General features: G+C 54.1%; 13 protein-coding genes and 4 tRNA genes. 7 read left to right on the top strand and 10 right to left on the bottom strand.

Annotation, left to right across the window (positions count from 1 at the left end; all coding sequences use genetic code 11):
- Positions 1 to 407 precede the first annotated feature (407 nt).
- From A3193_RS13730 to A3193_RS13720, 3 genes are all read left to right on the top strand, one after another.
- Positions 408 to 1,385 carry an outer membrane lipoprotein-sorting protein gene (locus A3193_RS13730; protein ID WP_069003691.1) on the top strand — a complete coding sequence of 326 codons (978 nt, stop codon included), beginning with the start codon at positions 408 to 410 and terminating at the stop codon, positions 1,383 to 1,385.
- Positions 1,386 to 1,525: 140 nt separating this feature from the next.
- The gene (locus A3193_RS13725) at positions 1,526 to 3,742 is read left to right on the top strand and encodes a DUF1302 domain-containing protein (protein WP_069003692.1); all 2,217 of its coding nucleotides are present in this window, start codon (positions 1,526 to 1,528) and stop codon (positions 3,740 to 3,742) included.
- 87 nt (positions 3,743 to 3,829) lie between these two features.
- Positions 3,830 to 6,595 carry an efflux RND transporter permease subunit gene (locus A3193_RS13720; protein WP_069015075.1) on the top strand — a complete coding sequence of 922 codons (2,766 nt, stop codon included), beginning with the start codon at positions 3,830 to 3,832 and terminating at the stop codon, positions 6,593 to 6,595.
- A 66-nt stretch (positions 6,596 to 6,661) separates the two neighbouring features.
- Here A3193_RS13720 and A3193_RS13715 read toward each other — a convergent pair whose 3' ends face one another.
- The 10 genes from A3193_RS13715 to A3193_RS13670 all read right to left on the bottom strand — a co-directional run bounded on the left by A3193_RS13715 (position 6,662) and on the right by A3193_RS13670 (position 16,285).
- Positions 6,662 to 7,498: an ABC transporter ATP-binding protein gene (locus A3193_RS13715; protein ID WP_069003694.1), complete on the bottom strand. Its 837-nt coding sequence runs from the start codon at positions 7,496 to 7,498 to the stop codon at positions 6,662 to 6,664.
- A 7-nt stretch (positions 7,499 to 7,505) separates the two neighbouring features.
- Positions 7,506 to 8,750, bottom strand: a complete 1,245-nt coding sequence (locus tag A3193_RS13710) for an ABC transporter permease (protein ID WP_069003695.1) — start codon at positions 8,748 to 8,750, stop codon at positions 7,506 to 7,508.
- A complete protein-coding gene (locus A3193_RS13705) occupies positions 8,743 to 9,987 on the bottom strand; it encodes an ABC transporter permease (protein WP_069015074.1) in 1,245 nt (414 codons plus the stop codon). The genes A3193_RS13710 and A3193_RS13705 overlap by 8 nt, the downstream gene beginning before the upstream one ends.
- An 82-nt stretch (positions 9,988 to 10,069) precedes the next feature.
- Positions 10,070 to 10,816, bottom strand: a complete 747-nt coding sequence (locus tag A3193_RS13700; protein ID WP_069003697.1) for an outer membrane lipoprotein-sorting protein — start codon at positions 10,814 to 10,816, stop codon at positions 10,070 to 10,072.
- Positions 10,817 to 11,061: 245 nt separating this feature from the next.
- Positions 11,062 to 11,646 (bottom strand): aminoacyl-tRNA hydrolase, encoded by a 585-nt coding sequence (gene pth, locus A3193_RS13695; RefSeq protein WP_069015073.1) that lies wholly within the window; start codon positions 11,644 to 11,646, stop codon positions 11,062 to 11,064.
- Positions 11,647 to 11,706: 60 nt separating this feature from the next.
- Positions 11,707 to 12,339: a 50S ribosomal protein L25/general stress protein Ctc gene (locus A3193_RS13690; RefSeq protein WP_069003699.1), complete on the bottom strand. Its 633-nt coding sequence runs from the start codon at positions 12,337 to 12,339 to the stop codon at positions 11,707 to 11,709.
- 261 nt (positions 12,340 to 12,600) lie between these two features.
- The gene (locus A3193_RS13685; RefSeq protein ID WP_201258728.1) at positions 12,601 to 13,539 is read right to left on the bottom strand and encodes a ribose-phosphate diphosphokinase; all 939 of its coding nucleotides are present in this window, start codon (positions 13,537 to 13,539) and stop codon (positions 12,601 to 12,603) included.
- Between the two features lie 54 nt (positions 13,540 to 13,593).
- A tRNA-Gln gene (locus A3193_RS13680) sits at positions 13,594 to 13,668 on the bottom strand.
- Between the two features lies 1 nt (position 13,669).
- Complete coding sequence (ispE, locus tag A3193_RS13675) at positions 13,670 to 14,542, bottom strand: 4-(cytidine 5'-diphospho)-2-C-methyl-D-erythritol kinase (protein ID WP_069003701.1); 873 nt, start codon at positions 14,540 to 14,542, stop codon at positions 13,670 to 13,672.
- A 21-nt stretch (positions 14,543 to 14,563) separates the two neighbouring features.
- Positions 14,564 to 16,285, bottom strand: coding sequence for a tetratricopeptide repeat protein (locus tag A3193_RS13670; RefSeq protein WP_069003702.1), 1,722 nt, complete (start codon positions 16,283 to 16,285; stop codon positions 14,564 to 14,566).
- 320 nt (positions 16,286 to 16,605) lie between these two features.
- Between A3193_RS13670 and A3193_RS13665 the strand changes: the two genes are divergently transcribed.
- The 4 genes from A3193_RS13665 (at position 16,606) to tuf (ending at position 18,373) form a co-directional block, all read left to right on the top strand.
- Positions 16,606 to 16,690 (top strand) — tRNA-Tyr (locus A3193_RS13665).
- 156 nt (positions 16,691 to 16,846) lie between these two features.
- A tRNA-Gly gene (locus A3193_RS13660) sits at positions 16,847 to 16,920 on the top strand.
- Positions 16,921 to 17,040: 120 nt separating this feature from the next.
- Positions 17,041 to 17,116, top strand: a tRNA-Thr gene (locus tag A3193_RS13655).
- Between the two features lie 66 nt (positions 17,117 to 17,182).
- The gene (tuf, locus tag A3193_RS13650; protein ID WP_068989742.1) at positions 17,183 to 18,373 is read left to right on the top strand and encodes an elongation factor Tu; all 1,191 of its coding nucleotides are present in this window, start codon (positions 17,183 to 17,185) and stop codon (positions 18,371 to 18,373) included.
- Positions 18,374 to 18,401 lie beyond the last annotated feature (28 nt).

Genomic DNA, 18,401 nt, shown 5'->3' with positions numbered 1-18,401 from the left:
GTTCACTGTGAAACGGTCGTTTATTTCGTATCGGATGGAGCCAATCATAAGCGCACTTTCTGAAGAAAAACGTTTTTCTCGGTAAATGATCGATAATAACTGTCAAAGACCTTAATTAAATCGGGGTTATTGATTGTCTTGTATGACGTAAGAAAACCTTAAGAATCAGAGTCCATGCTGTCATGGGCAGTTTAAATACAATTCCTGCTAGGACTTGGTTGGAATGTGATTCTACAATTCAGGTGCTTTCTGCTGCCTATGTTGTGGATAACCCGGATTGCTAAACAGCAGGTAACTCTGTTATTAATAGAGAAGTTACATTAACTGTCGCTCATAAGAAACACTTAAAATTTTAATAATAGGGCGGTTGAGCTCACAAATACCGCTCAACATCAGGAGGATTCAGTATGCATATGCGTAACCAAGTCTACGCAATGGCCACTGTCGGTTTGTTGTTTTCCAGTTCCATATTCGCCGGGGTAGCCAAGGATCTACCGCTACCCTCCGGTACACCAAGTGCTGATGAGCTTGCCAACCAGGTCTATTTCGTCAACCACTTTTATGCGTTGAAGAATTTCGGTATCACCAATAACAACAAGGATCCGAAAAAGAGTAATCGGGCAATACCGGGCAAGATCACCGTGATCGTCAATAAATCCGCCGGTAGCAAACCCACCACCATCACGGTTGAGCGATATCTCAACAATGATTATGGTGAAAGCGCCACCAATGCTCAGGATATCGCGATCTTCCGTTCCGGCAAGTTGAAAGGCACCGGTATGCTGATTACCGATTACGTCGATGACAACAAGAGTCAGTCCTATTCGATCTGGTTGCCCGCACTGAGGAAAATCAGACGTTTTGCCCAGCCTGCCCATGATGATGCCTGGGGCGGTACCGACTTCACCTTTGGTGACGTGACCCTGAGAAAACCCAAGGATGAGACCCATGAGCTGGTCGGCACCGATACCTTCAACGATTGCCTTGGCGCAATCGACAAGGCTGAATCGAAAAACAAATATCTGCCCAACCCACCGGATGCCGCCTGCGATCATAAAGGCAAAGAGGTCTACAAGCTGAAAAGCACCACCAAGCGGGAAAACTGGTGGTATGACTATCGCATCAGTTATGTGGATAGCAAAACCTTCGCCGACTACCGTACGGAGTATTTTAAAGGGGACAAGCAGGTCAAAGTGATCGACCGGGATTGGCGCAGTCTGGAACAGGATGATCCACGGGCCCAATACTGGGGCTACTGGTATGGAAAGACCCTGGAGTCAGGTCATGAGACCTGGGCGGTCATTCCACGTGAGATCGTTCAATACAACCAAGCCTGGAAATCGGATTATTGGTCAGAGAAGACCCTGAGAAAAATAAAGCGCTAATAACTAAAAATTGAAACACCCGGCATTGCCCGGGTGTTTCCACTTAACAGGGCTGGCTCGCAAGCGGTCGGCAAACACCATCATTGCGCGACGCTCTTACATTGGGAGCCTTGTCGTAGTGAATTCGGGAGGATTCTTTCATGTTCAATCGCAGTAAGTTGTATCAGTCGATTCTACTCGCCATGCTCGTACCCGGTGCGGCCGTTGCCGAGATAGAGTACAGCGGATACTTGAAAAATGAGACATCAGTCTTTACCAGAGACGGTCAGGTTACCGGCAAAGCGGACAGCATGCTGGATATGGAAGGCCATGACAAAGGGGACCTGCTGAAGTTCGAAAACTCAGTGCGTCTGTTCCTGAATGGGTATGTTGGTGATGCCATTACCTGGCACGCCGACTTGAATGTGATCTACGATTCCGAGGGCGTGAATGACGACTATAAGGGGCATAGGCTCTATACCCAGCACGACTACCTCAGAGAGCTCTATTTCGATGCCACGGTCTTCGATTGGGACCTGCGTGTCGGTAAACAGCAGGTCGTGTGGGGAACCGCTGACGGCATCAAACTGCTGGATATCATCAATCCCACCGATTTTCGCGAGCTCAACCAGAATGCCATGGAGGACTCCCGTATTCCGATCTGGATGCTCAATGCGGAACGTAACATCGGTGACAACAGCAACATTCAGTTGATTGTCTCTCAGGTTGAAGAGAACAAGATTCCAGGCCTCAACGCCGACGGTGATGCCGGCCATCCCTTCCTGATGAAGGGGGTGGAGACAATCAGTGGACAGGTAAACGGCTTCTACAACATCGCCCCGGCATTGAGTAATGTGGCGGCCACTTTCAATGGCGCAGCCATGGGTGGTGGTTTCACCGGCGGTATGGCGCTGCCCCTGGGTCTGAATCTTTTTGCCGGTCTGACCGTGGATGGTTTTGCCGGCAACTTCTGGGATGCCTCGACCACACCTGGCCTGCTCAATCCCACCGTACCGACCGACCCGGCTGCCGCACCCGGCTGGCTGTTGCTCAACGCCTTTACTCAGTTCGGATTTACCGGCCAACCCGGATTTCCTCCCGGTGTCAGCGATCCCAATGGGAACTTCGGTGAGACCAACCTGATGCCGATCACCGGTTTGACACCGCTCTCACCGACCGAGGTGACCTGGCAGCCGGATGAAGCAACTTCCGCCTTCGAATATATGGCGAATGCGACCTTCGCCACCTTCAACACCTTTACCAGCTTTACTGCAGGTGGCGGTTTGACCGGTTTCGAATCCGAGTGGGTCAAAGACTACCCGGATGACAGTGATGTGAATGGCGGTTTTCGCTTCAGAAATTCAACCGATGGTGGTTTGAACTGGTCCGTCAACTACTTCTACCACTACAGCGGCAACCCGAACATCGATCTGAGTTGGCGTGATGCCAATGGCGACGAGTTGATCGTGCAGCGTGCGCCTACCCTGTTCTTCGACACCAACGGTACCCCTGGTCCACAGCAGAATGACACCTTCGTACCGGATGTGGCTACCAGCCTGACCCGGGATGAGGCCCGGGCAAACTGGGATATGGGCAATGCCACCACCATACTGGTACACGATGCAGCGGGTAACTACTCCGGTGCGCTCGATCCGAGTGGCGTGCTGCCGGCGCTGGCTGACGGCAATCCCTTCAACGATGCGATGGCGATGGGAACCGGTGCGCCCACCCTGCGCTTCACAGAGCAGCTGCATCGGGTCAACAGTCTCGGTACCTCCTTTGACTATGCCCTTGAAGCCGGGGATATTCCGCTGGTACTCAGAGGTGAATTTCTCTATGACGAAGGTGATAAACAGCCGGTTATCGACAAGTTTCTGTTGAGCATCGGTGATCTGACCAACGCACTCAAGATGGAAGATGCGGACTACTTCAAGTATGTCCTGGGCGCCGATATCACGGTGGCAACCAACCTGTTGATCAGTGGCCAGTTCATCCAGTTCCGCAATCTGGATTTTATCGATGAGCCGGATACCTGTCGCACCCAGACCGGCGTGACCATGGATTGCAGTCGCTACACGGCGGATTTCGCCACCATGAGTCTGTCGAATGGCCTGAACATGGGATATGAGGATAAAGAGTTCTACTCGATCTTTCTCTCCAAGCCCTTCGGCGAGTCTCAGGAACATCGCTGGAACAACATCTTCATTTACGAAGAGGGTGGCGGCAAATGGAACCGCTTCGATGTTGAGTACACTTTCACCGATACCCTGCTGGCTTCTGTGGAGTGGAACAACTACTGGGGTGAAGAGAATACGACCTTCGGTCAGTTCAGAGACTCATCAAACTTTCAGGTGGGTCTGAAATGGATCTTTGAGTGATTCCAGACTGGCAGTGAAAACCCAACGTCTGCCGCCTGGCTCCCCAGGCGGCGGTCGACTCACAGCGAAATCTAGGAGTAGTGAGCCATGAGCGGCTCTACAGCAAAACAACAAACAAATAATGCCTGGGCAGAAGGCTACGCGGATTTTGTCATCAAGTATCGCTGGCCGTTGATGATGATCCTGTTGGTGGTGACAATCCTCGCCGCACTGCAGATCAAGAATCTGGACATGCGTAATGACCCGGATACCCTGTTGCCGCCGAGCAACCGCTATGTAGCGACCAACCTCTATGCGGAACACAATTTCGGCATGGGTAACCTGATGGTCTTCACCCTGCGGATCAATGAAGGGGATGTCTACAAGAACTGGTTCGTGAACAAGGTGCAGGAGATCCACAATCGACTGGTCGACCTGCCCACAGCCCGTGAGTCGAATTTCATCGATGTGGCGGCGAAGAAGATCAAGTACATGGGGGCGGATGAGAACGGTCTGGTCTTCAAGCGTCTGATCCCCACCGAGGGCATCAGCAGTGATCCCGAAAAGGCGGCACAGCAACTGGCCTTTTTGAAAGAGGGCATCGAAAACAATCCGGTGATCGGCCCGATGCTGATCGGTTTTGAGGATGCGGAAGGCAACAAGTGTGAGTTTTCGCAAAAAGATGAGAAGAACTGTACCGCGAAATCCCTCTACATCATCGGCGACTATACCGATGAGGTAAAAGAGATCTATCTGCCCTGGGTGCGTGAAATCCGCGCCATGATGGATGAGTACAGTGAGGATGATCGGTTCGAGGTGCTGGTAGCCGGTGAGCCCTACTTTCTCGCCTGGATGCTGGCCGACCTGGTCAACAAGTGGTGGCTGTTCGTTATCTCATTCGCCATCGTCATCGCCGCACTCTGGTTTGAGTTTCGCAATTGGCGAGGCTCCCTGTTTCCGATCATCGGTGTCAGTGCCACCATCATCCTGACCCTGGGACTGATGGGCTTTTCTGCCTTCAAACTGACCACCATGATGGTATTGACCCCGATGCTGTTGTTGGCCATCGGTATCGGCCACTCGGTGCAGGTAACCCGGCGCTTCATGCAGGAGCAGGCGAAATCGGGGGATTGCGAGTCGGCTGCCCGCTCCGCCATCTCCCATACGATTGTTCCGGCAACCCTGTCGATTGTCACCGATATGGTCGGCTTTGCCACCCTGGCAACCGTGGATATCTCGTTCTACAAGGCCTATGCCTATTTCGGCATGTTCGGCATGTTGACTCTGCTGTTTACCACCACCACCCTGATCCCGCTGTTGATGATGACTTTTCCCTGCAGTCACCGTGAGACGAAAGAGGGGCATGAGCATGAGTGGGAGACCAAGGTGGGCAGCTTTATCTCCGGTCTGTTGACCGGTCCCGGTAAGCTGATCCCGATCGGTATCGTGATGGCGATCATGGCCTGGTCTGTCTATGAGACCGATATCCTGAATGGCACCAGTGAGGATCTGATGCCTGGTGTGGAGAAGGGTATCAACTATTCACGTGCCGCTTTCAAGGAGAAGTCGATCACCATTCAGCACATCGAACGTCTGAATGAGATCATGCCGGGTGTTATCTCGGTATCCATACCCATACGCGGTAAGGAGCCCACATCCGAGCTCTGTGTGGAGACCTATTTCCCGGAAGAGATCTATGACATAGAGGACCCCCAGGAGAAGCTCGCTCAGTGTGAAAAGGCCAAACAGGAGTTGAACTGCTGGGATCCCGATCCCTGCGGAGCCCAGGGTATCTTCAACGAAGCTGATGTGCTGGCTGACATTGAAGCGCTTGAGGAGTGGATGCGCTCACATGAACATATCGGTTTCACCGGATCCTATGCCCAATATATCCGTTTGGTGAACATGCTGTTGACCGCTGAGCCGGGAGAGCAGCCTGACATCAAGGATCTCTATATTCCAACCTCGAAAAAGCTGCGTGAGATCGATCCGGATGATGATCGTGGCGGTGATGATATCGTGCAGCTCTACAATGGTCTTTTGGAGACCATGACCGAAGAGGGGGACATGGACTCCTTTGTCATGAAGAACTGGAACGAAGGGGTGGTGATGGGCTTCATCAATACCATGGATCCTGTGGAGACTCACAACGTCACCATGGATATCCAGGAGTATATCGAAGACCATAAGAACGATCCCGGTTTCAGCAAGGTCAACTTCGGCCTGAGATCCGGACCGGTTGACGATCTGTCCGGTGATACCAATGAACTCTCTGTGGATGGCTCAGGTTATGTAAGGCCTGGTTTGGGTGGCTTTCTCGGCGCCACTGAGGCGACCCGGGAGGTTGCCGTGGATAATTGGCTCTCAGGGCCCCTGCTCACGGCCGCGGCGGTATTCGTGATTGCGGCGCTTATCTTCCGTTCACTGGTCGTCTCGGTGATTCTGATGGTACTGCTGTTCATCACCCTGTTTGCCCAGTATGGCTTGGGTGGATATATGACCAGTATCCAGAACTGGTCCGGTAATCTGGCCTTCCACCTGCAAGTAGCCCTGAGTATCGCCATGGGCTTGGGTATCGACTACGGTATCTACATGATGTCGAGGCTCAAGGAGGAGATGCAGGCGACGGCCGGTAACTGGCAGGAGGCGCTGGTCAATACCCTCAATACCACCGGTTCTGCGGTGATCATTTCGGTTGTGGTTCTGTTGGGCTGTTTCATCCCACTGCTGAATACCGATCTGGCCAATACCTGGGGATTGGGTATCTACATCAGTCAGGCTCTGTTGATCGATGTGGTGACCGCCTTGACGATACTGCCGATGCTGGTGGCCTGGCTGAAGCCGAGATTTGTTTTTGGTGAGTATAAAAACTAAAAAAAGTTGACTGGGCTTCGGCTCAGTATGACCTCGAGCCGGCATTTATGCCGGCTTTTTTTGTCCTCAGCTGTGCCTTGATGTTCCCTGCTTTTTCTGCTGATCGGCTGTACGACGAGGATTGAAAAAGTGACGCAGTCGCTCGCTGAAGGGACGGTTGCGGATTGGGCAGGTTACGGCGAGTGAAACCGGAGGCTTAGTCTCTTCATCCCAGCTGTTGACGATGAAGCCATCACTCAATTTGATCAGCCGACTTGCAGCCTGTTTCACATCCGGGTCGTGGGAGGAGATCAGAAATGTGGTGCCGAGGTTTTGATTCAATCGTTGCATCAGTTCGATCAGGTGTCTGCCGGTGGTGCTGTCGAGATTGGCTGTCGGTTCATCCGCAAGAATGATTTTCGGATCAGTGGCCAAGGCCCGGGCTACGGCAACCCGCTGTTGCTGACCGCCGGATAGCTGGTCAGGGCGACGATAACCCAGATGACCTATCTCAACCTCATGCAGCCAGTGGTTGGCGATCTCCAGACTCTCCTGTTTGCTCTTTCCCTGCAGCTGACACACATAGGCGACATTTTCCCGGGCGCTGAGTACACGTATCAGATTGTAGGCCTGGAAGACGAAACCGATATTCGCCAGCCGAAACCCGGTGCGTTGGCTGTTACCCATCTTCAGGATATCTTCGCCCAGAACCTGGGCCTGTCCCCGATCGGCTGACTCCAGACCGCCAACTATGTTCAACAAGGTGCTCTTGCCTGAGCCGGAACGACCGGCCAGCACGACAAACTCACCGCTCTGAATCTCCAGGTCGATACCATGCAGCGCCGGGTAGGGCATGGTGCCGACCCAATAGCATTTATGCAGGTCACAGGTTTGGATGATGGTTGATTGGTTGTCTTCCGGCATGGTCCACCTATTGGATTCGAAGAGCCTGGCTTACTGAGAGGCGGGTGGCTTTCCATGCCGGGTAGATTCCTGCGAGCAGGGCGGCCACCAGCGTGGCCAGCAGAATTTTAACTGCGGAGTCCCGGGTCAACTGGGGGTGGATCACCGGGTCCATATAGAAAAATTCAAAGGCGTTGGCATAACCGGTCAGATCGATACCGCCATCCGCCAGCAGCATCACCACCAGGGATGCGATCAGATAGCCCAACAGGGCACCGACAAAAATCAGCAGCACCGCCTCAAACAGCAGCATCAGAAAGATTCGATGGGGCTGGGTACCGATGGCAATCATCACCCCAAGCTCCTTTTGGCGCTCGTGCAAGGAGATCAGCATGGTATTGAGGATCTCCGTGAGCACCAGCAGGATCACCACAAACAGGATGATCAAACCATAGGCATCACTGAACTCCAGCCACTGCCTGACCATCGGATCCAGCTCCTGCCAGGGCATGATCTCATAGACCTGCTCAGAGAGCTGTTGAACAAACAGCCGGTAGAGGGTATCGGTCTGATCATGATGGTCGGCGCGGATCACGATATCGGTCACCGCCTGCTGCATCTGCAGCCACTGCTGGGCCCCATCCAGCGAGATCAGTGCCAGGGTGCGATCAATCTGTGGAGCGCCGGTCTCGATGATGCCTCTCAGATAGTAGACCTCGGAGATCATTTCGCCGGAGGGGCGCTGGGTCATCAGGATTACCCGGTCAGATAATTTCGCACCGAGATTTTGCGCCACGGTCTTACCCAGTAAAAGATCTTTGTTCATGCCGGGTCGCAGCCACACTCCGGTTTTTACATTCTGGTCCATGGAGGTCACCCAGGTCTCCTGCTCCGGGTCGGCGGCCATAATCTGCACACCGGTACTGTTGCCACTGACTGAGGCGAGTCCGGAGGTGCGGATGCGTTGGGTCCAGCCGATGATCTCAGGATAGGTGTCCATATAGCGGGATATGGTATCGGGATCGGCAATGTTGTCCCGCAGGTTTTGTGAAGCCTCGAATCCCTTGGCGTGGATCTGCAGATGGCCGGTGAAGCTGAGGATGAAATTGGTCTTCATCTGACTCAGCCAGCCATCATTGAGGGCACTGAGCAGGGTCAGGGTGGCGATGCCGAACATCATGGTCAGCAGGGTGATCGTGGTACGGCGGCGGTTGCGTACCAGGTTACGAACGGCCAGTGCCACGTAGGTGAGTATGCCCAGTCGGCTAACCATTGCGGATCGCCTCCACCGGTTGCAGCAGACTGGCGCGCCAGGCCGGATAGACCCCCGAGAGGATTGAAGCCATTAGTATGGTACTGGCCGTTATTCCGAGGTGGTCCAGTTTTAATTGGGGATAGATCAGTGGGTCGACATAAAACCTGGAGGTTGATCCCAACAGTATGGAGAGATCGATGCCGATCATACCGGTCAGCAGGATGATCAGATAACCGAGCAGAGTGCCGAGCAGGATACCGATGATGCCGATCCCCACCGCTTCCACCACCATCAGCAGAGCGATCTGGCGTCGACTTGTACCGATTGCCATCAGGATGCCGAACTCGCGGGTTCGGTCCAGCATGGAGAGCAGCAGGGTATTCAACTCTCCCGCCAGTACGATGAAAAGCACAATGCCGAGAAACAGATAGAGAAAACCGTTATGCAGGGTTACCCACTCTTTCATGACCGGAAACATGGTGTACCAGGGCATGACTTCCAACTGTTGATCGACCAGATCCTCATTCAGGCTGGCCACCAGGCCAGGCAGTGTTTGCTCATCCACATTGATGACGAAAGTGGTGACCTGACCTTGCAGATCGACCATCTCCTGCAGGGTCGCCAGGCTGGTGATCGCCATGCCGCTGTCGAGCCCCATTTCGCCACTGGTGATAATTCCCACCAAAGTAAAGGATTCGGCAATCATGGCGCCGTAGCGGTCATAACCGATCATCACCACCTCATCACCAAGCCGGACTTTGAGGTTGCTTGCCGTGGTGGCACCCAGAATCAGTGAGTAGCTGTCATCCGGCTGCAAAAAGCGTCCAACGCCGATTCTGCTGCCAAGTTCGGTCACCTTGGGTTCATTCTGCGGATCCATACCAATCAGCATCACCCCCTGGGTGGTGTGGTCTGATGCCGCCAGCCCAAAGGTATCCAGGCGTTGGCTGTATCTTGTTACACCATGCAGCTCAAGGGTTTCACTGATCTGCTGTGGATTGGAGATGGTCAGGGAGAGATCCGGGTGTTGAAAAAACCCCTGCCGGTGTATCTGTAACGCACCGATGATCGAATTCTGAAAATTACCGAGCATATTGCGATGCAGCCCCTCATTGAATCCCCACAGGAAGATTAATGAAGCGAGGCCGAGTGCAATGGCGCCGGAGGTCAGCAGGGTGCGTCTTGGATGGCCAAGCAGGTTACGCAGTGCAACCCTGGCAAGGTGGAGATTGAGCTGTGATTTCGCGTCGGCCATCCAAAACCTGTTGTTTGTTAGAGCTTGATGACACTAAACCAACAAGCCCTGCTGGGTCTCTCTTTGTGCCCAGCCAATCGCTTTACTGTGCCTGCATTGGCGTGAAGAGCTGGGATTCAAGCGTTAGATTGAATTTGATCGACTGAAGGGTGATGACCGTACGCTTGCCCTCTCCATCTTCTGGCTGCATGGTCCAGCGTGTGGGTATGACTCGCCCACCCATTTCCGCAATCTGGTCGAACACCATCAGGCGCCTGATCTTTTTCCGGCAATGGTAAGCCATCTCCAGGGGCACCCCGTCGCCACGAATCTTCCGCACCAGCTTTTTCCAGGTCACCGTCGTGTCAGGCTCAGGGATCGATTCTATGGTGTAGATCCCGGTCTCCCCCTCACCCTGACGATCGATGATCTGATGGGTGTGGCCATCGATCATGGCATCGGTGTCGAGCAGATCCTGGTTGTTGAAGTCCGATCCCATCCACGGATCCTGCATCATGGCGGGCGAGATGTTGATCTGGCGACGCAGTTTCGGCAGGTACATGGAGAGGATATTGTCCACCTTGAGAAACACCGTCCCCTTGGTCTTTCTGGGAGAGAGAATCTCCATGCGGAAACGTTTGTTATCCCTGTCGTCGTGGCTGCGAAAGGTCATTGTGCGCTGCCAATCCGGGCGCAGGATATCAATCTGGTACTCGGCCTCCGTACCGCTGGAACGCATCAGTGCCTCTGACTTTTGCAGCAGCTCAAGTGCTTGCTTTGCGGAATCCTCTGCCAGGCTCCCTGTGGCGATGAAAATCAGCAGCCAAATCGTATTGCTTAGTCGTACCATGTGAAAAACATACTCTGAAAGTAGGAAATCAATCTGGTCATTATAAGCATTTCATAATATATAGCCAGTGCGGGCCTGGCCGCTGGATTTTCAGCAGACCTGGTCTCTCTGGTATAAATCAATGAAATTAAAGTGATTTATTTAAGATAATGAAGAGGTAAAGAAGTGTTTCAATAGCCTGGCGGTCTGAGACAGAGGGCAGTTTAATGCTGTCTGCTCAGTGGTTGGAGGCGTTGTATGGGTGCCTATCTGCTGCTGTGCAGTCTGTTCATGGCCAGTTGCAGGTCACCTTTTACAATGGTCGGCAGGCTGTCAATCGCCTTGTCGATAGCCTGGTCAATGGAGGCTCTGTGCTCTTTCGAGGGGCGGCCAAGCACGTAGTTGACCACGGCAGCCCGATCATTCGGATGATCGATACCGATGCGCAGGCGATGAAACTCCCGCTTGCCGAGAACACTCATGATGTCCCTCAGGCCATTGTGTCCCGCATGACCTCCACCGGTCTTCAGGCGTGCCTGTCCCGGTTCCAGGTCGAGTTCGTCATGCACCACCAGAATCTGCTCGGGTTCAATCCGAAAATAGTTGGCCAGACTGGCGACGGCCTGCCCGCTTCGGTTCATATAGGTGGTCGGTTTCAGCAACCGTACCTCTTCACCCTGCAGATTCAGTTTGCATACCTGACCGTGGTGTTTGGACTCCGTGCGAAAGCTGAGGTGGTGTTGCTGGGCAAGCTTATCCAGCAGCCAGAAGCCGGCATTGTGACGGGTTTGTTCGTAATCCGGGCCTGGGTTTCCAAGACCTGCAATCAGACGGATGGGTTGGGATGCCATGGATAGGGGGGGATGGGGTGTTTGTGAAGAGGGAGGCTTTCGCCTCCCTCGGGAGCGGTTTTATTCAGCGCTCTCTTCACCACCTTCATCAGAGGATTCAGCAGGCTCATCCTCTTCACTCTTATGAGTGGCGTGAATGGTCACTACGATCGGATCTTCATTACCCTCATGGGTGATCAGGTCAACACCCTCAGGCAGGGTGATCTCTGAGGCATGCAGAACGGTACCCAGTTCAAGGTTGCCCAGATCGATCTCGATGAATTCAGGCAGATCTTTAGGCAGACAGCTGATCTCCATATCGGTCATCACGTGGCTGGCCTGTCCGCCGGACTTGATACCCGGGCAGGTGTCTTCATTGATGAAATGCAGCGGAACATGCAGTCTGATCTTCTCATCAGCCTGTACACGCTGAAAATCCACATGGAGGATGAATGGCTTGGCCGGGTGGCGCTGCAGATCCTTCAGCACCACGGTCTGATTTTTACCATCCAGTTTCAGCTCGAGCAGGTTGGAGTAGAAACCTTCATTCTCGAGTGAGTGAGCGATCTCGTTGTGCAGAACGGTGATCGGGGTTGGATCCTTGTGTGCACCATAGACGATGCCCGGAACCAGACCGGCGCGACGCAGGCGGCGGCTCGCACCTTTCCCTGTATCGCTCCGTGCTTCGGCGTTAACTTCAAAATTTGCAGACATGGTTATCTCCGTATCTGTTTAGGTCAATAGGGATGTCGCTTTGCGACCAAGCGACACCACCGCTGAATTCAAGCGGACGCGCGATTCTATCAGGATTGGCCAGAATTTCCAGCCTTTTGGGTGTGTTTGCTCTGTTAATCGAGTGGCAAATGGACGCAAATCACCGCTAAACTTCGTAAATCTTATCTCTGATAGAGATACGCATTTGCGTTTTTTGCGGTGTTTCGTGCCCGTTGCGCTGAATGATGAGATGGTCGGTGTTTAATCGATAAACAGAGAACTGACCGACTCCTCATTGGAGATCCGGCGCATGGTTTCGGCAAGCAGTTCGGCGATCGAAACCTGACGAATCACGTCGCACTGTTTGGCCTCTTCCGACAGGGGAATGGTATCGGTGACGACAAGCTCATCCAGTTTGGAGTTATTGAGGTTGGTGACCGCGGGGCCGGAAAGCACCGGATGGGTACTGTAGGCAACCACTTTGGCGGCACCATGCTCCTTGAGGGCGTTGGCCGCCTGGCAGAGGGTGCCAGCGGTATCCACCAGGTCGTCGATGAGAATGCAGCTGCGACCCTCCACTTGGCCGATGATATTCATCACCTTGGCCTCATTCGGTTTCGGACGGCGCTTGTCGATGATGGCCAGTTCGGCATCATCCAGACGCTTTGCCAGTGCCCGGGCCCTGACCACACCACCCACATCGGGAGAAACCACCACGATATCCGGATGTTTCTGGCGCCAGACGTCACCGAGCAGGATCGGTGAGGCGTAGACATTATCCACCGGAATGTCGAAAAAACCCTGGATCTGGTCCGCATGCAGATCGACCGTCAGTACCCGGTCAGCACCGGCGGTGGCGATCATCTTTGCCGCCAGTCGGGCAGTGATCGGTACCCTGGCGGAACGGGGGCGGCGGTCCTGACGGGCATAGCCGAAATAGGGGATGACTGCGGTGATGCGATTGGCTGAAGACCAGCGCATGGCATCGATCATCACCAGCAGCTCCATCAGGTTTTCATTAGTCGGTGCTGAGGTGGATTGCACGATGAAGACATCCCGGCCACGGACATTCTCGTGAATCTCGGCCATCACTTCCCCGTCACTGAAGCGGCCAACCTGCATTTTACCCAGGGGGAGGTTGAGATGACTCACGATTCCGGAGGTGAGAGAGGGGTTGGCGTTACCCGAAAAGACCGTCATGGCAGTGGATGGCACGGTGCTAATCCTCAGTCGAGAAAATAGTTTGCAGAGAAATGGCTGGGGCGGCAGGATTCGAACCTACGAATGCTGGGATCAAAACCCAGTGCCTTACCGCTTGGCGACGCCCCAATTAACTCTTTTCCAGTTGGAACTGATCCAGTAGCGGGGAGCGGTTAAGCCCCCGGGCAACAAACCCTGTAAGATCGTTCGGTAGCCGATCCAGTACCTCGTCCGCCTCTTGCCGTTCAGCAAATTCTGCGAACAGGCAGGCCCCTGTTCCGGTCAGGCGCGCGTCGGCATACTGATCAAGCCAATCCATCGCCTGCGCCACTTCCGGGTAGCGCCTTCGGACCACCGTTAGGCAGTCATTTTGGCTGTTGCCCTCTAGAAAGGCGCGTATTTTGATCCTGGGGGAGTTGCGTGTCAAATCAGGTTGTCCGAATACTTCGGCGGTTGACACGTGACAGGCTGGATTGAGTACCAAAAACCAGGGTTCCGGGAGCTCAATGTGGGTCATTTTATCCCCCACACCTTCCGCCCAGGCCGCCTGGCCATGAATGAAGATCGGCACATCGGCACCCAGGGACCGACCGATCTCCATCAACTGATCCTTGCCAAGACCAAGCCCCCACAGGTGATTGAGTGCGACCAGGGTTGTGGCCGCATCGGAGCTGCCTCCCCCAAGCCCGCCTCCCATCGGCAGGATTTTGTGCAGGGTCAGCTCTACGCCTGAATCGGATCCAGAGATCTGTTGCAGCATCTTTGCTGCGCGAAAACAGAGATTCTGTTGCTCTGGTACTTCGGGTAGTGGATTGGTGATGATGATCCGGCCGTCATGGCGATGTTTGAAATCGAGCCGATCCTGCCGGTCGATGAATTGAAATACGGTTTGCAGATCGTGGTAGCCATCCTCACGTCTGCCGACAATGCGCAGCATCAGATTCAATTTTGCCGGTGCCGGACAGCTGAGGCTCTCCGGGGTGGGATCAAGTGGTCTGGTCACATGCACAATTCAGGTGGACGACTAGTCCTCAGCACCCAAACGCAACATGGCGGGCCGTATGAAGCGGTTGTCTGGTTCCCTCTCCAGTGCGGCCTTCCAGATTTCGAGGGCCTGTTCCTGCTCTCCCATTACCCACAGTACCTCGCCCAGGTGGGAAGCGATCTCAGCGTCGTTGCTGATCTCCGCTGCCTTCTGCAGATGCTCCAGGGCGGCAGGCAGATTGCCCAGACGATATTCAACCCAGCCCATGCTGTCGAGTACCGCCGGACTTTCCGGTTTCAGTGCCAATGCCTGTACGATGTACTCCCTGGCCTCCTGCAGGCGGTCGGTCTGATCAGCCAGGGTGTAGCCGAGGGCGTTCAGTGCATCGGCATGTTGTGGGTGGGTCTCGAGTATCTTGCGCAGGTCCTGTTCAAGCAGGTCGACCCGTTTCATGTCTGCGGCATTGAGGCCCCTGGCATAGAGCAGGTCGATGTTGTCGCTGAACCGCTCAAGCGCCTTGCTGTAGACCTCATGGGCGGTGGCGTACTCTCTGGCTTCACGCAGCAGTTCGGCTTCGATCATGTAGAATTTCAGCTGATTGCGCGATTGATTCACTCTCAGGCGCTGCAGGGTCTCTCTGGCCTGTTTCAGGTTGCCTTGATCGGAGAGAATCTTGGCTATCCGCACCTGTGCGTCGGCCAGGTGTTTTCCCTCCACCCGGCTGTAGCGGTCCAGCGCCTGTTCGTAGGCTTGCTGCTCTTCAGCGATCGCACCGAGATAGAAATTGGCTTCATTTCTCTTCGCCCGGCTCTGGGTCAGGTTTGACAGATACTGTTCTGCCTTGTCGTACTGATCAAGCTGCATGTAGATCATGCCGAGAGAGAAACTGAAATCGGTGTTGTCCGGAGCTTGCTGATTGAGTTCAAGAAACTGCTGCAGGGAGGCATCAACCTGATTTATCTCGAGTAGAATCCTGGCATAGGCGTGTCTGAGCTTGATGTCACTCGGATACTCCTGCACCGCTTGCTGGAGAAATTCAACACCCTGTTTCTCCTTTTTCATGGCAATCAGAGTGTGGGCTCTCAATACCAGACTCTGGGTGGAGCTGGGCTCCAGTTTCAGGGATCGATCGATGTATTCGAGGGCCAGTACTCGCTGAGATGCCCGGTTGGCAACCAGGGCAAGGGCATAAAGGGCCGAGGAGGAGTCGGTATCCTCAGGTACCAGTTGCTGCATCAGTGCCAGTGCTTTCTCTGGGGAACCTGATTTTTCAGCAATCGCGGCCGCCTGCACGTAGCCTGATTGGCCATTGCGGTTTGCGATTGTAATAACCTGTTGCAGATGTGAGATCGCCTCATCCAGCTGATTGGCTCTGATGTTGATGATGGCGGCAATTTGATAGGCTTTCAGCTCCTGTGGGTCGACATCGATCCAGAGACGGGCGGCTGTCAAAGCATTTTCCGGTTGATTGGCTTGCAGTGCCAGACTGGTGGCCCGCTCAGCTGAAAGGGGATCCCGCGACTCCCGGGCAACCTGTAAGGCGTGGTCAAACGCCATCGATTGTTCGCCACGCTGAGCCGCAATTTCACTGGCAAGCGTGTGGTAGACCAGGTCTGTGCTGAGCTTGTCTGCGCCATTTCCGGTCTGAGCAGACCCTGGATCCTTACCCTCCAGGCTGGTCGGCTCGGGTGATTTAAGTGCTGGGTTGCTGCCGCAGGCTGATAACAGAAGCAGGCAAATAAGGGTGGCGGTTTTGTTCATTCGGTTAGCTGTGTAATTTGTCGTACCTTGGTTTGGTCGATTTTACTGTTCCAGGTTCTTGGATATTAACTTTTTATTGTAGTGGAATGCCTGGAAATTCTGCCAATAGGGGCATCACAATCCATGCTCTTGCCAACGCTCCGATGGCCTGGGCGACCCGCATTTATGCCACCTCCGAAAGAGACACTACACTAACACCAATCCAATTGACATCAGTGGTGAGCCTGAATTCAGCATTGGTATTCTCAGTAGACAAAAAAATCTTTGAATTGTTTGTTGACTTTGGCAAAAGTTGGCGTCAGAATGCCCGGCTCTCGTTAGGAGGGGTTCCCGAGTGGCCAAAGGGATCAGACTGTAAATCTGACGGCTCAGCCTTCGGAGGTTCGAATCCTCCCCCCTCCACCAGATGATTGATGAGAAGAGGCGCTGAAAAGCGACTTTGAAAACAATGCGTGGGGCGCATTGGCCCGGAGGTTTCAGGTTGGTAGAGATCCTTCCCAACCTCTCCGCCAAGATGGAAATTGGTCGTGGTTGTTGGTGAGCGACGCGTTGCTTGGCTACGCGGGTGTAGTTCAATGGTAGAACTTCAGCCTTCCAAGCTGAATACGTGGGTTCGATTCCCATCACCCGCTCCAATGAATTATAGGCCAATATTCAAGATTGGCATTGAGCGACGGTACTGTATGGCAGTGGCGTCGTTGGTGTGTGCTGAAAGTCTGGCCGTTAGTGGAAGGGACTGACAGTCAAAGAGTTTTGCCCAGATAGCTCAGTTGGTAGAGCACACCCTTGGTAAGGGTGAGGTCGGCAGTTCAAATCTGCTTCTGGGCTCCAAAAATTGAAAGGCGTGCGGAAGCGCGCGAATTTGTCTTTATACAATAGAGAACCTGGAGAACACTCATGTCCAAGGAAAAATTCGAACGCACAAAGCCGCATGTCAATGTGGGCACGATTGGTCACGTAGACCACGGCAAGACCACGCTGACGGCGGCCATCACAACAGTCCAGGCGTCCAAGTACGGTGGCGAGCAGCGCGCTTTTGACCAGATCGACAACGCCCCGGAAGAGAAAGAGCGTGGTATCACCATTGCGACCTCTCACGTGGAGTACGAGTCAGACACTCGTCACTATGCCCACGTGGACTGCCCGGGCCATGCTGACTATGTAAAGAACATGATCACTGGTGCGGCGCAGATGGACGGCGCGATCCTGGTGGTATCGGCGGCTGACGGCCCAATGCCTCAGACCCGTGAGCACATCCTGCTGTCACGTCAGGTTGGTGTGCCTTACATCGTGGTCTACCTGAACAAGGCGGACATGGTGGATGACGAAGAGCTGCTGGAGCTGGTTGAGATGGAAGTGCGTGAGCTGCTGGACAGCTACGAATTTCCTGGAGACGACACCCCGATCATCGTGGGTTCTGCGCTGAAAGCGCTGGAAGGCGACACTTCTGAGATCGGCAGTCAGTCAATCGACAAGCTGGTCGAAGCGCTGGATACCTACATTCCGGAGCCTGAGCGTGCGGTAGACGGCGCCTTCCTGATGCCGATCGAGGACGTATTCTCGATTTCAGGTCGCGGTACCGTGGTAACCGGTCGTGTCGAGCGTGGTGTGGTCAAGGTCGGGGAAGAGATCGAGATCGTTGGTATCAAAGAGACCACCAAGACCACCTGTACCGGTGTTGAGATGTTCCGCAAGCTGCTGGATCAGGGCGAAGCGGGAGACAACGTTGGTGTGCTGCTGCGTGGTACCAAGCGAGACGAGGTGGAGCGTGGTCAGGTACTGGCCCATCCGGGTACGATTACACCGCACACCCACTTTGAGTGTGAAGTGTATGTACTGAGTAAGGACGAGGGTGGCCGTCATACGCCATTCTTCAGTAACTACCGTCCGCAGTTCTACTTCCGTACCACCGACGTAACCGGTGCGTGTGACCTGCCGGAAGGCGTCGAGATGGTCATGCCGGGAGACAACGTGAAGATGACTGTGAAGTTGATAGCGCCGATCGCGATGGAAGAGGGTCTGCGTTTTGCGATCCGTGAAGGCGGTCGGACCGTGGGTGCCGGCGTGGTATCCAAGATTATCGAATAATCGATAACAGGACCGGCGGGGCTGGCCG

This window comes from Candidatus Thiodiazotropha endoloripes (assembly GCF_001708965.1).
Taxonomy (GTDB): Bacteria; Pseudomonadota; Gammaproteobacteria; order Chromatiales; family Chromatiaceae; genus Thiodiazotropha; species Thiodiazotropha endoloripes.
This window is presented reverse-complemented; position numbering and strand designations above follow the sequence as displayed.